Origin of the sequence: Streptomyces sp. P9-A4, from assembly GCF_036634195.1 — a bacterium.
Classification (GTDB): domain Bacteria; phylum Actinomycetota; class Actinomycetes; order Streptomycetales; family Streptomycetaceae; genus Streptomyces.
The window spans coordinates 4,443,592-4,455,808 of the sequence record NZ_JAZIFY010000001.1; the positions used below are offsets into that span (position 1 = coordinate 4,443,592).

Here is a 12,217-nt window from a genome sequence, read left to right on the forward strand (position 1 = left end):
CCCCGGATCCCCCGTACGAGCGAGTTCAGCCCGCCGTACGGGGGATCCGCTTCTCCCACGTCCGGTGGAAGACGACCTCGCCGCCCTCCTTGCACACCACCTCGTTCGTGGTGAGGAACTCGTCCGCGTCGCAGGAGATCTCCGAGCGGGTGTCCACGGTGACGTCCCAGGCCAGCTCCGGCCGGTGCAGCCGGACCGACCACTCCGAGCGGGTCCGGGCGGACAGCGGGCCGCTCTCGTCGATCGTGTACGTCTCCACCGCGTCCTCGGTGAACTCCAGGCCGTCCGGGTACACCCGCGTACCGCCGTACTTCGGGTCGACCTCCAGGGTCCATTCGCCCTTCGCCACGTCCCTGACCACCAGCCGCTCCGGACGCGGCTCCTCCAGGGTGCGCGGGTAGACCACGCCGAGCGGCTCGGACTGCTCCGGCTCCTCCCACGTCACGGAGTCCCGCGTGGGACGGCGTACGGGCAGGGTCAGGGAGGAGCCCGCCGGGTCGAGCGTGAAGCCCGCCGCGTCCGGCTGCGGCCAGATCCACGGCCAGTACGTGGAGGAGACCGCGAGCCGCACCCGGTGGCCGGGCGCGAAGGCGTGCCCGATGCCGTTCAGCTCGAACTCGAAGCTCTCCGTCTCGCCGATCTGCGCCTCCACGGCCCGGTCACGGCCGTACCGGGCGGAGAAGTTCAGCGCGCCCCGGGTGACCAGGGTGGAGGAACCGTCCGGGGCGATGTCGCAGAGCCGGGCGATGACCTGCCCGGTGGGCGCGGCCGTGCGCAGCGAGAGGCTGACCGACGGACGGCCCAGGATCTCGACCGGACCGCCGTCCTCCGGCACGGGGAAATCGAAGCAGGCCGAGTGGGCGTCCTCGTCGCGCTGGTCGGGCGGCAGGTCGGCGTCGTTGCCGAAGGGGAAGAAGCGCCCGGCGTCGAGCCCGGTCTGCTGCGGCGAGTCGACGACCACGGGCGCGCCCTGGAAGGCGTACGTGACGGGGGTGACGTTCGGGGAGGGCCAGGAGGGGTCGGTGACCCAGCGGCCCGGCAGCTCCTCGTAGACGGTCGCGGGCAGGTGCGAGTCGCTGATCCAGGAGCGGAGCAGCGGTTCGGCCATCACGTCGTTGTCGGCGCCCTTGAGGTGGTGGTCCCACCAGCGCAGGGTCTCCTGGAGGAATCCGATGGCGGGCCCCGGCGGCAGACCGCGGTCCGGGTACTGGTGGGACCAGGGTCCGATGATGCCGCGCACCCGGTCCTGGGGGAGGTGGTGGGCGAGCCGCAGGACGGTGTCCCGGTAGGGGTCGTGCCAGCCGCCCACGGCGAGGACCGCGGCCCGGATCGCGCCGTAGTCCTCGCAGACGCTGCCGTGCTTCCAGTAGGCGTCGCGGGTCTGGTGGGAGAGCCAGGTGTGGATGAGCGGCTCCACGGCCGCCAGGCGCTTCAGCCAGCGCTCGCGCCACTCCTCTCCCACGTACTCCGGGTCCGGGGGCCGGCAGACGAAGGCGAGCATGGTGGCGGCCCAGGCGTGCATGTCGACGGCGAGGACGGAGCCGCCCATGTAGTGGACGTCGTTGTCGTAGCGGTCGTCGGTGGAGCAGACGGTGACGATCGCCTTGAGCGGTTCGGGGGCCAGGGCGGCGATCTGGAGGGAGTTGAAGCCGCCCCAGGAGATGCCGAACATGCCGACCTTGCCGGTGCACCAGGGCTGTTCGGCGAGCCAGTTCACGACGGCGACGCCGTCGGCCAGCTCGACCGGGTCGTACTCGTCGCCGGGCAGGCCCTCGCTGTTGCCGTGGCCGCGGACGTCGACCCGTACGGAGGCGTAGCCGTGGCCCGCGTACCAGGGGTGGCGCTGCCGGTCGCGGGGCGCGGTCCAGTCGGTGAGGCGGTACGGCAGGTACTCCAGGAGGGCCGGTACGGGCTCGTCGGTGAGCGGCCGCCACACGCGCGCGTACAGCTCGGTCCCGTCCGGGAGCGGGATGAGGACGTCGTCGTGGCGGGTCTCGTACGGGAAGTCGGTACGGATCTTCATCTCGGCTCCCTAGTGGACGGGGTACATGGTGCGGCGCAGCCACGGCGCCAGGGCGATCACGGCGAGGCCGACGGCGACGGCCACGGCGCCGTTCACGCCGAAGTAGACGGGCTTGGAGACTTCGTCGTAGAGCTTCACGGTCTGCGCCTGGATGCCGTTGGCGAGCGCCAGGGAGAGGAACCAGAGCGACATCGTCTGGCTGGAGAAGGCCTTCGGGGCGAGCTTGCTGGTCGCGGACATCCCGGAGGTCTCCAGGAGGACGTCGCCGAGGCCGAGCAGCAGGTACGAGCCCACGATCCACCAGGCGGCCATCTGGTAGGTGTCGTCGGCGTGGCCGGAGGTCGGCAGGACCATCAGGAGGAACGACAGACCGCCGAGGATCACACCGAAGGCGATCTTGTTGGAGGCGTGCGGCTGCCGGGGCCCCATCCGGGCCCAGACGGCGGCCACCACGGGCGCCAGGGCCACTTCGAAGGCACCGAGGGCGGAGGCGTACCAGCCGGCCGGGAAGTCGAAGCCGAGGATGGTCGTACGGGCGTTGGTGGAGGCCAGCAGGATCATCGTCGAGTACGCCTGGAAGAGGATGAAGTTGAAGACGACCGAGGCCAGGAACAGCACGATGTACGGCTTGAGGCGCCCGCGCTCCTCGGCGGTGACCCGGGGGCTGGTGAACATCACCCAGAAGTAGACGACCGGGGCGATCACCGAGATCACCGTCAGCACGTCCACGAAGCGGCCCATGGTCAGCCAGCCCGCGAGCGCCAGGGCCGTGGCGAGGACGGCCACGACGACCGCGCCGATGGCCATCAGCCGGACCGCCCGCCGCATGGCCTCGGGGGCGAGCGCGAATTCGGCGGAGTGCTTGCGCCCGGCCAGGTGACGCCGGCCGGCGACGTACTGGATCAGGCCGAGGGTCATGCCGAGCGCGGCGGCGGAGAAGCCCCAGTGGTAGCCCTTGTGGTCGGCGAGCCAGCCGGTGATCAGCGGGCCGGCGAACGCGCCGATGTTGATCGCCATGTAGTAGAGCGCGAAACCGGCGTCCCGGCGCTCGTCGTCCGTGCGGTACAGCTTGCCGACCATGGTCGCCACGTTCGGCTTGAGCAGTCCGGTGCCCGCGCTGATCAGGCCGAGGCCCACCCAGGTCATGGCGGCGGCCGGCACCGCCATGGCGTAATGGCCGCAGGCGATCAGGATGCCGCCCCAGAGGACCGCGCGGTACGAGCCGAGGATGCGGTCGGCGAGCCAGCCGCCCGCCACCGAGACCAGGTAGACGAGCGTGCCGTAGGCGGCGGAGACCGAGGCGGCGGTGCCGGCCGCCATGCCGAGTCCGCCGTCGGCCACGGTGGCCGCGAAGTACAGGACGAGGATGGCCTGCATGCCCAGGAACGAGAACCGCTCCCAGACCTCCAGGCCGGAGAGGGTGAGCAGACCCCGTGGTTGTCCGAGGAAGGCGTGGTCGTCCTCGGGGGGAGGCTGCTCGCCGTTCGTGTCGGTGTCGATCATTGTTCGGGACAAAACGCCTACTCCTGGTCGTATGAGCTGATCACGAACATACCGGGGGCGACGGGAAGGCGCCCACGGTGATCGAAAGGTGACCGGATACGCTGGCTTGAGTGAATCGAGCGACACATCGACAATCCGTGTGATCGCGCACAGTCCGACCAGTCCAACCATCCGCGTGGACGATCCGTGCGATCGTCAGCAGGCGTCAGCAGACAGGAGACCCCCTCGTGACCGTCGTCGGGCCGTTCGGTCTTAGCGTGCGGGACCAGGCTCTTGAGGCCGATGTCCAGACCGGTTTGGCGGCTGCGGAGGCGGGCCTCCTGGACGCCACCAAGAGCGATGTCCCGTTCATCACGGAGGCCGCCCAGCACCTCGTGCTCGCCGGTGGCAAGCGCTTCCGCCCCCTGCTCGTGATGCTCGCCGCCCAGTTCGGCGACCCCTACGCGCCGGGCGTCGTGCCCTCCGCCGTCGTCGTCGAGCTCACCCACCTGGCCACGCTCTACCACGACGACGTCATGGACGAGGCCGACGTGCGCCGCGGCGTCGACAGTGCTAACACGCGCTGGGGCAACTCCATCGCCGTCCTCACGGGTGACTTCCTCTTCGCCCGCGCCTCGCACACGCTCGCGGACCTCGGCCCCGAGGCCGTACGCATCCAGTCCGAGGCGTTCGAACGGCTCGTGACCGGCCAGATCCTGGAGACCGCCGGACCCACGGACGGCCGCGACCCCGTCGACCACTATCTCGACGTCCTCGGCGGCAAGACCGGCTCGCTCGTCGCCGTCGCCTGCCGCTTCGGCGCCATGATGTCCGGCGCCGACGAGAGCGTCGTCGACACCCTCACCCAGTACGGCGAACGGCTCGGCGTCGCCTTCCAGCTCGCCGACGACATCCTCGACATCGCCTCCGACTCCCACGAGTCCGGCAAGACCCCCGGCACCGACCTGCGCGAGGGCGTCCCCACCCTGCCCGTACTCCACCTGAGGGCCGCCGCGCTCGCCCACGGGCGCCCCGAGGACCTGGAACTCGTCGCCCTGATCGACGGCGACCTCAGCGACGACGAGCGCCACGCCGAGGCCCTGCGCCGGCTGCGCGCCCACCCCGCCCTCGAGCAGGCCCGCCGGGTCACCGTGCGGTACGCGGAGGAGGCGCGCGCGATGCTCGCACCGCTGCCCGACGGCTACGCGAAGGCGGCGCTCGCGGAGATGTGCGACGCGGTGGTCCACCGGGCGGGCTAGTTCCTCTCAGGGTCGGGTCATCCCGAAGCAGTACGTGAGGTTGATCCCGGGGGCTGACGTTTCCGGGCCTCCGAGTTGGTGAGATGGACCCATCGACAACGGAGGTAGCGGAGACCATGGCAGAGACCCGTAAGGCGAGCCGGTTCATCGTCCCGGTCGCGGTGGCAGGAGTCGCGGCGGCGACCATCGGACTCGTACCGGCACTGGCGGCGTCCGGAGACCCCGACCTGCCCGAGATCACGGCCCAGCAGCTCATCGAGAAGATCGCCGCCTCGGACACCCAGACGCTGTCCGGCACGTTCAAGATCTCCACCGACCTGGGGCTGCCGTCCCTCGGCGGGCTGACCTCGGGCCTGACCTCGGGTCTCGGCGGCGGCGGCGGTTCCGCCTCGGCCGACCCGTCCGAGAAGCTCACCCAGCTCATCTCGGGCAGCCACACGCTGCGCGTCGCGGCCGACGGCCCCGACCGCCAGAAGCTCACCCTGATCGACGGCTCCGACGAGTACAGCCTGATCCACAACGGCGACGACGTCTGGGGCTACGACAGCAAGTCCAACGAGGCCTTCCACGAGAAGGGCACCGGGGTCGCCGGCGACGGCGCGGAGAAGGGCGAGGAGCTGCCCGGCACGCCCAAGCAGCTCGCGGACGAGGTCCTGAAGGCGGCCGGCGACACCACGTCGATCACGGTCGACGGTACGGCGAAGGTGGCGGGCCGGGACGCGTACCAGCTGGTCATCAAGCCGAAGCAGTCCGGTTCCATGGTCCAGTCGGTGAAGATCGCCGTGGACGCGGCGAACGGCACCCCGCTGAAGTTCACCCTCTCCTCGGTCGAGGGCGGCAAGCCCGTCGTCGACGCGGGCTTCACGAAGGTCGACTTCGGGAAGCCGGCCGCCTCGGAGTTCACCTTCACGGCGCCGAAGGGCGCGAAGGTGACGGAGGGCGCCGCGGAGAAGGCCGCGGAGGAGGCAGGCGGGGAGGCCGGGGGCCACGGGAAGCTTCCCGAGGGCTTCGAGGAGGGCTTCCCCGGCTTCGGGAAGGTCTTCGGCGGCTCCGGTGAGGGCATGAACGTCATCGGCGAGGGCTGGACGACGATCGCGAAGCTCGACACGGGGGCGCCGGCGCCGAAGACGGACGAGGCGCCGAAGGAGATCCAGGGCTTCCTGGACTCCTTCGGCGACAAGGTCACCGGGAAGTTCGGCTCGGGCACCGTCTTCAAGACGAAGCTGGTGAACGCGCTCCTCACCGACGACGGCAGGGTCTACGTCGGCGCGGTGACGCAGGACGCCCTGGTGGACGCGGCGAACGCCGGTAAGTAGCGGAGTGGTTGGGACCCCGGGCGGGTCGGGGGCGATGGTCACCGACCCACCCGGGAGTTCTACGTCGGGCCGGCCTTCGAGGGCCGGCCCTTACGGGCCCGGCTCACGGGCTCGGCCTTACGGGCCTGGCTTACTGGCTCGGCCTTACGGGAAGGTCAGCTTGAAGCCGTTGATGTAGCCGGTGTCCGACCCGGCCTTGTCCTGGACGCGGAGCTTCCAGACGCCGTTGGCGACCTCGGAGGAGGCGTTCACGGTGTAGGTCTGGACGATGTTGTCCGTGCCGCTGCCGGTCCGGTTGTGCAGGTTGTAGACCGAGCCGTCGGGGGCGACCAGGTCGACGACCAGGTCCCCGATCCAGGTGTGGACGATGTCCACGCCGACCTTGAGGGTCGACGGCGCGTTGCCCGTGATGCCGGCGACGGTCACGGAGGAGGTCACCGCGGCGCCGTTGTCCGGGACGGCGACGTCGGCGGTGTTCTCGAAGACCGTGCCGGTCGGCGGGGTCGTCGACCCGGTGGACAGGTTCCAGATCGCGTAGGCGATGGCGTCCGCGTTGCGGTCCAGGGCGGTGTCGTTGATGTTCGCCGTGGTGTCGCAGGACGCGTGATAGCAGCGGTCGAAGGCCTGACCGGACGTACCGCCCCACTTCTGCGCCTGGGCGGCGGTCTTGGTGTAGTCGGCGCCGGAGAAGAGCCCGCCGACGGGTATGCCCACGTTCTTGAACGGGGCGTGGTCGGAGCGGCCGTCGCCCTCGGTCTCGATCTCGGTGGGGATGCCGAGCCCGGCGTAGTAGTCCTTGAAGGTCTGCTCGATCGTCGGGTCGTCGTCGTAGACGAAGTAGCCCGGGTTCGGCGAGCCGATCATGTCGAAGTTCAGATAGCCGCTGATCTTCGAACGCTCGGTGGCGGGCAGGTTGTTGACGTAGTACTTCGACCCGACGAGCCCGAGCTCCTCGGCGCCCCACCAGCCGAAGCGCAGGTGCTTGGTGGGCTGGAGCTGGGCGCGGGAGACGGCGAGCGCGGCTTCGAGGATCGCGGCGGAACCGGAGCCGTTGTCGTTGATGCCGGGGCCGGCGGTCACCGAGTCGAGGTGCGAACCGGACATGATGACCTGGTTCGGGTCGCCGCCGGGCCAGTCGGCTATGAGGTTGTAGCCGGTGGCGCCGTTGTAGCTGAACTGCTGGAGCGTGGTGGTGTAGCCGGCGGCGTCGAGCTTGGCCTTCACGAAGTCGATGGAGGCCTTGTAGCCGGTACGGCCGTGGGCGCGGTTGCCGCCGTTGGCGGTGGCGATGGCCTGGAGGTCCGTCAAGTGCTGCTTGACGTTGGCGAGCGGGATGTCGGGCGCGGCGGTGGCGCCGGTGGGGCTGGCGGAGGCGGTGGTGCCGGTCAGTCCGCCGAGAGCGAGCGCCGCGAGGGCGGCGGCCACGGTGACGCGTCTGTGCACGGAGATGTTCATCTGTGGGGGCTCCGGATTCCGAACGGGGATGGGACGGAACGTGCGAGACGCCTCGGGCTGGGGTGCCACGAGGCGCTGGAGCTGTACGAGTGCTGTGCGAGTGCGTGCTGAATGTTCAACGAGAGTTTGACTCTGCGTCAAGAGCGGAAACCGGTCAGGGGCGTTCGCTCAGCGGACGGAGAAGGTCGATGAACTCCCCTGTGGGGGTGGGTGGTTGGGGTGAAAGCTCCGGTCGCACCCCTAGAACTCGTCGAGCCGGACGCTCAGTTGCATCCCCAGCTCCCTGAACCCGAGCGCCCTCGCCACCGCGCGCGATTCCACCGTCCGGGCCCGCCACTGGGGCATCAGCCCAGCCTCCAGCGCGCGTGCCACCGCCGCCGAGGCCGTCCGCCTGGCCAGTCCGCGACCTCGGTGCCCCGGGGCCGTCAGCACACTGATGTGCGCCGTCGATTCCGGCCACGTCCGATATCCCGCCGCCGCGATGACGGCGGCCCCGCCGTTCCCCCCGCTCGCACCGTCCGCCCCTGCCCCGCCGTTCCCTCCGCCACCTTCTCCGCGTACGACGAACGCCGGAGACGTGATCTCCTGTATGCCGCTCTCGTCCGCGTCCTCCCGCCCCACCGACCCCACCAGCGCCCGGAGTTCCTCGCTCCCCGCCCGCACCTCCTCGACCACCGCACCCGCCGGACCCACCGCACCCGCCGTCCACGGGCGGAAGTCCTCAGGGGACGCGTACGCCAGCGTGGCCGGGCCGAGTGCGTCCGTCATGTGCACCATCCCCCGTACCGCCTCCGCGCTCACCAGCGACTCCACCGGCGCACCCGCCGTCCCGCGCTTCCACGCCCGCGCCGCCGCCTCCGTCGGTGCGGTGACGATCGCCGCGTTCCCCAGCATCACCACGCCCACCCACGACGGCGGACACAGCCCCGACTCCGGCGACACCACGACGCTCACCCCGCCCGACGGTGCGAACGAGACGGGTGCGGCGGCCAGCGCCTCCCACAGGCGGCGGGCGCGGCCCAGCAACGGATCCTCGTCATTCATCCGCCGATCCTTCCTTCCCTCCGGCGGCGGTGCGCGTACGTCCCCACCCCCGCCTCCCGAACAAGATCATTCAGCGTGCAGAATGACTCGTATGCCTACCTCGAACACACCGATAACGGCAACGGTCGACGACGCGCCGATGGTCAGCCGCACCCTGGCCCGTGCCTTCGGTGACGACCCGATGATGCGCTGGTTCTTCCCCGACGACGCCTCCCGCGAGGCCGGTCTCGGGCGGTACTTCACCACCCTCCTCACCCGGCAGTACGGACTGCACGGCGTCTGCGAGCGCACCGACGCCGCCGCCGCGTTCTGGGTCGCCCCGGAGGGGCAGGAGAAGGCCGTCCCCGACGCCGGGACCGTCCAGGAACTCGCCGACATCCTCGGTGACCGCGCCGACCTCTTCCGCCAGGCCGTCGAGGGCGCCGCAGCCCACACCCCGCCCGAGCCGCACTGGTACCTCGCCGTGATCGGCGCCGACCCCGCCGCCCGGGGCCAGGGCCACGGGTCCGCGCTCCTGCGCTCCGGCCTCGCCCAGGCCGACGCGGCCGGTCTGCCCGTCTACCTGGAATCCTCCAAGCCCGACAACCTCCCCGTGTACGAGCACTTCGGTTTCGCCGTGCTCGGTGAGGTCGCCCTGCCGGGCGGCGGACCCACCCTGTGGGCCATGCGCCGCCCGCCCCGGGACCTCCCCACGGCCTGACGGGCCGAGGGGACGCGAGGGGACGCGAGCCCGGGACGCCCCGGGACGGTTCCGGGACGGCGGATCCGTCCCGTACCGCATAGGGTCGGCCTTCCCGGGTCGTCGTCCCCTCCGAAGGAGCGCACGTCATGCAGATCGCCGTACTCGGAACCGGTGAGGTCGGCCGCCGGCTCGCCACCAAGCTCGTCTCCCTCGGGCACGAGGTCACCCTCGGTTCCCGTACGGCGGACAACGCCGAGGCCGTGAAATGGGCCGGGGCGACCGGCGGCGCGCACGGCACCTTCGCCGACGCCGCCGCCTCCGCCGAGCTGGTGGTGAACGCGACCGGCGGTCTCGTCTCCCTGGCCGTCCTGGAGGCCGCCGGCGCGGCGAACCTGCGCGGCAAGGTCCTCGTCGACGTGTCCAACCCGCTCGACTTCTCCGGCGGCATGCCGCCCACCGTCGTCACCCCCGACGGCGGCAGCCTCGCCGAGCAGCTCCAGAAGGCCTTCCCCGAGGTGCGCGTCGTCAAGACGCTCAACACCATGGCGAACGCCGTCATGGTCGAGCCCGGCCGCGTCCCGGGGCACCACAACGTGTTCCTCAGCGGCGACGACGAGGCCGCCAAGGCCGTCGTCGCGGACCTGCTCGGCTCCTTCGGCTGGCCCGCCGACCGGATCATCGACCTCGGTGACCTGACGAGCGCGCGGGGCGTCGAGCTGCTGCTGCCGCTGTGGCTGCGCCTCTACGGGACGCTCGGCACCGGCGACTTCAACTTCTCGGTGGTCACCGCCCCGCCGGCGTAAGCCCGGCCGCGCACCCGGTCCAGCAGCCCCGGGGTCTCCGGGTACGGCTCCTCCCGGGGCAGCAGCAGCCGCGCGGCGTCCCGTTCGCCCGCCCGGGCCAGCTCGTGGATCCGGCGGGCGAGCGGGGTCACGTCGGTGACGGCGACCGTCCACTCGTCCGCGTACCGCCGGGAGGCCTCGCCCGACAGTCCGAGCTGGAGCGAACGGTACGGGAGCGCCCGTAGGCCCAGGTCCCGTTCCGGGTCCCACTGCACCCGGGCCGGCGACTCCCTCAACTGCCGCTTCCAGTCGGCCCGGTCGGGGTGGAAGCCGCGTTCGTAGTGGGAGAGGCAGGCGTTCCGCAGGGCCCACTCGAAGCCCTCGCGGTCGATCTCCACGGCGAGGACGGTCTCCTGGCCCTCCTTCGTCCCCCAGCCGCAGCGGTACATCATCCACAGGAACGACGGCTTGATCCACGTCATCCGGTCCCGCTTCCAGCTGGCCGGAAAGCGACCCTCCCGGGCCGCCGCCACACCGATCTCGGGACGGTACGCCTGGTAGACGGTGATCGTCCGGGCGGTGTGGAGCGCACGGATCCGGTACTTCGGTTCTTCCATGCGTCCCAGGGTGCGGCGGGCCGGCGGGGGAGGGCCACCGTATTTCCGGGGCTCGGGCGGGCGCACGGGATCGGCGTACGCCCCCGAGGTCCCCGAGTGTGCGACCAAGGTCACGGCCTGACCGCCCCCATACGCCCCTAATGTGGAGGGATGAACGATTCGCCCGGCTGCCCGCTGACCGATGTCGCCGCCACGTACATGCCCCGGCTCGCGGAGTTCCCCTCCGAGCCGGGGCTCGTGGCCGCCGTCGACCAGCACGCCGCCGCCGTGCGTGACGCCCTGGTCCCGGCCCAGCGGGGGCCGGGCGGCCCGGCCCTGCGGCGGGACGAACTGGCCGACTACGTCCTCGGGTTCACGGACTGGCTCACCGGGGCCGACTGGACCGAACCCGTCGGCCACGACTTCGCGACCCTGCGCCTGACGGCGGTCTGCTGGCTGATCCGGGAGTACGGCCTCCTGGACGCGTGACGGCCGGGGTCAGCGGGTGGCCGGCGGTACGGCGGCGGTGTCCACCGGCGCCGGGACGACGGCAGCCGCCTGCGCCGCCTCCGCCTCCGCCTGCGCTGCCTCCGCCTTGGCCGCCTCCACCGCCGCCCGGCTGCGCCGCGCCGTGCGCAGGGCGTCCCAGGTGAGGAGGGTCAGCGCCAGCCAGACGAGCGAGAAGCCCGCCCAGCGCTCCGGCGGCATCTCCTCGTGGAAGTAGAGGATGCCCAGCAGGAACTGGAAGGTCGGCGCCAGGTACTGGAGGAGGCCGAGCGTCGACAGGGGCACGCGGATCGCCGCCGCCCCGAAGAGGACGAGCGGGGCCGCCGTGACGATGCCGGTGGCCACGAGCAGGGCCGTGTGACCCCCGCCGTGGGAGCCGAAGGCCAGGTCGCCCCGGGTGCCGAGCCAGACGAGGTAGCCGAGGGCGGGCAGGAACTGGACGGCTGTCTCGGCGGCGAGCGATTCCAGGCCGCCGAGGTTGACCTTCTTCTTCACCAGGCCGTAGACGGCGAAGGAGAAGGCGAGGGTCAGCGAGATCCAGGGCGGCTTTCCGTAGCCGATCGCGAGGACCAGGACGGCGGCGAAGCCGACGCCGACCGCCGCCCACTGCGCGGGGCGCAGCCGTTCCTGGAGGACGAGGACGCCGAGGGCGATGGTGACGAGCGGGTTGATGAAGTAGCCGAGGGAGGCCTCGACGACATGGCCCGTGTTGACGGACCAGATGTAGAGGCCCCAGTTCACCGTGATGACGGCGGCGGCGACGGTGATCAGGCCGAGTTTGCGCGGGCTGCGGACGAGCTCGCGTATCCAGCCCCAGCGGCGTACGGCGAGCAGGGCGAGGGCGACGAAGGCCAGCGACCACACCATCCGGTGGGCGAGGATCTCGACCGCCCCGGCGGGCTTGAGGAGCGGCCAGAAGAGCGGGACCAGTCCCCACATGCCGTAGGCGCCGATCCCGTAGAGCAATCCTGCTCGTTCCTCGTTATCCGTCTTCACCGGACCTCCCGCCCTGAGCCGCGCTGTCCTGTCGAAGGTAGCGCCGCACCGGGCGGGTTGTCATGCCCGTACCGC

11 protein-coding genes are annotated in these 12,217 nt (G+C 71.3%); 5 read left to right on the forward strand and 6 right to left on the reverse strand.

The window, feature by feature from the left end; genetic code table 11:
• Positions 1 to 25 precede the first annotated feature (25 nt).
• Complete coding sequence (locus tag V4Y03_RS20060; RefSeq protein WP_332435821.1) at positions 26 to 2,023, reverse strand: CocE/NonD family hydrolase; 1,998 nt, start codon at positions 2,021 to 2,023, stop codon at positions 26 to 28.
• A gap of 9 nt (positions 2,024 to 2,032) precedes the next feature.
• On the reverse strand, positions 2,033 to 3,526 hold the full coding sequence (locus tag V4Y03_RS20065; protein ID WP_332435822.1) for a peptide MFS transporter: 1,494 nt from the start codon (positions 3,524 to 3,526) through the stop codon (positions 2,033 to 2,035).
• 227 nt (positions 3,527 to 3,753) lie between these two features.
• Here V4Y03_RS20065 and V4Y03_RS20070 point away from each other — a divergent pair, with 227 nt between their 5' ends.
• Both V4Y03_RS20070 and V4Y03_RS20075 read left to right on the forward strand, forming a co-directional pair.
• Positions 3,754 to 4,764, forward strand: a complete 1,011-nt coding sequence (locus V4Y03_RS20070; RefSeq protein WP_317873603.1) for a polyprenyl synthetase family protein — start codon at positions 3,754 to 3,756, stop codon at positions 4,762 to 4,764.
• A 116-nt stretch (positions 4,765 to 4,880) separates the two neighbouring features.
• Positions 4,881 to 6,080 carry a LolA family protein gene (locus tag V4Y03_RS20075; protein ID WP_332435823.1) on the forward strand — a complete coding sequence of 400 codons (1,200 nt, stop codon included), beginning with the start codon at positions 4,881 to 4,883 and terminating at the stop codon, positions 6,078 to 6,080.
• A 144-nt stretch (positions 6,081 to 6,224) separates the two neighbouring features.
• On the opposite strand, the gene V4Y03_RS20080 is transcribed toward V4Y03_RS20075, so the two are convergent.
• Both V4Y03_RS20080 and V4Y03_RS20085 read right to left on the reverse strand, forming a co-directional pair.
• Positions 6,225 to 7,535 (reverse strand): M28 family metallopeptidase, encoded by a 1,311-nt coding sequence (locus V4Y03_RS20080; protein ID WP_332435824.1) that lies wholly within the window; start codon positions 7,533 to 7,535, stop codon positions 6,225 to 6,227.
• Between the two features lie 240 nt (positions 7,536 to 7,775).
• Positions 7,776 to 8,579 (reverse strand): GNAT family N-acetyltransferase, encoded by an 804-nt coding sequence (locus V4Y03_RS20085; protein WP_332435825.1) that lies wholly within the window; start codon positions 8,577 to 8,579, stop codon positions 7,776 to 7,778.
• Positions 8,580 to 8,661: 82 nt separating this feature from the next.
• On the opposite strand from V4Y03_RS20085, the gene V4Y03_RS20090 reads away from it, so the two are divergent.
• Together V4Y03_RS20090 and V4Y03_RS20095 are read left to right on the forward strand one after the other, a co-directional pair.
• Positions 8,662 to 9,279: a GNAT family N-acetyltransferase gene (locus V4Y03_RS20090; protein ID WP_317873607.1), complete on the forward strand. Its 618-nt coding sequence runs from the start codon at positions 8,662 to 8,664 to the stop codon at positions 9,277 to 9,279.
• Between the two features lie 128 nt (positions 9,280 to 9,407).
• On the forward strand, positions 9,408 to 10,064 hold the full coding sequence (locus tag V4Y03_RS20095; protein ID WP_317873608.1) for an NADPH-dependent F420 reductase: 657 nt from the start codon (positions 9,408 to 9,410) through the stop codon (positions 10,062 to 10,064).
• Here V4Y03_RS20095 and V4Y03_RS20100 read toward each other — a convergent pair.
• Positions 10,004 to 10,660, reverse strand: coding sequence for a DUF4291 domain-containing protein (locus V4Y03_RS20100; protein ID WP_317873609.1), 657 nt, complete (start codon positions 10,658 to 10,660; stop codon positions 10,004 to 10,006). The two genes, V4Y03_RS20095 and V4Y03_RS20100, sit on opposite strands and share 61 nt — an antisense overlap.
• A gap of 150 nt (positions 10,661 to 10,810) precedes the next feature.
• Between V4Y03_RS20100 and V4Y03_RS20105 the strand changes: the two genes are divergently transcribed.
• Entirely contained in the window at positions 10,811 to 11,128 is a 318-nt protein-coding gene (locus V4Y03_RS20105) for a DUF6401 family natural product biosynthesis protein (RefSeq protein WP_332435826.1), read from the forward strand.
• 9 nt (positions 11,129 to 11,137) lie between these two features.
• Here V4Y03_RS20105 and rarD read toward each other — a convergent pair whose 3' ends face one another.
• Entirely contained in the window at positions 11,138 to 12,142 is a 1,005-nt protein-coding gene (gene rarD / locus V4Y03_RS20110; protein WP_332435827.1) for an EamA family transporter RarD, read from the reverse strand.
• Between the last annotated feature and the right edge of the window lie 75 nt (positions 12,143 to 12,217).

Bases quoted from the DNA above. Each gene is read 5' to 3' on its own strand.
- V4Y03_RS20105 (WP_332435826.1), top strand. From the start codon at position 10,811: ATGAACGATTCGCCCGGCTGCCCGCTGACCGATGTCGCCGCCACGTAC.
- V4Y03_RS20090 (WP_317873607.1), top strand. From the start codon at position 8,662: ATGACTCGTATGCCTACCTCGAACACACCGATAACGGCAACGGTCGAC.
- V4Y03_RS20060 (WP_332435821.1), bottom strand. From the start codon at position 2,023: ATGAAGATCCGTACCGACTTCCCGTACGAGACCCGCCACGACGACGTC.
- V4Y03_RS20080 (WP_332435824.1), bottom strand. From the start codon at position 7,535: ATGAACATCTCCGTGCACAGACGCGTCACCGTGGCCGCCGCCCTCGCG.
- V4Y03_RS20100 (WP_317873609.1), bottom strand. From the start codon at position 10,660: ATGGAAGAACCGAAGTACCGGATCCGTGCGCTCCACACCGCCCGGACG.
- V4Y03_RS20075 (WP_332435823.1), top strand. From the start codon at position 4,881: ATGGCAGAGACCCGTAAGGCGAGCCGGTTCATCGTCCCGGTCGCGGTG.
- V4Y03_RS20065 (WP_332435822.1), bottom strand. From the start codon at position 3,526: ATGATCGACACCGACACGAACGGCGAGCAGCCTCCCCCCGAGGACGAC.
- V4Y03_RS20095 (WP_317873608.1), top strand. From the start codon at position 9,408: ATGCAGATCGCCGTACTCGGAACCGGTGAGGTCGGCCGCCGGCTCGCC.
- V4Y03_RS20085 (WP_332435825.1), bottom strand. From the start codon at position 8,579: ATGAATGACGAGGATCCGTTGCTGGGCCGCGCCCGCCGCCTGTGGGAG.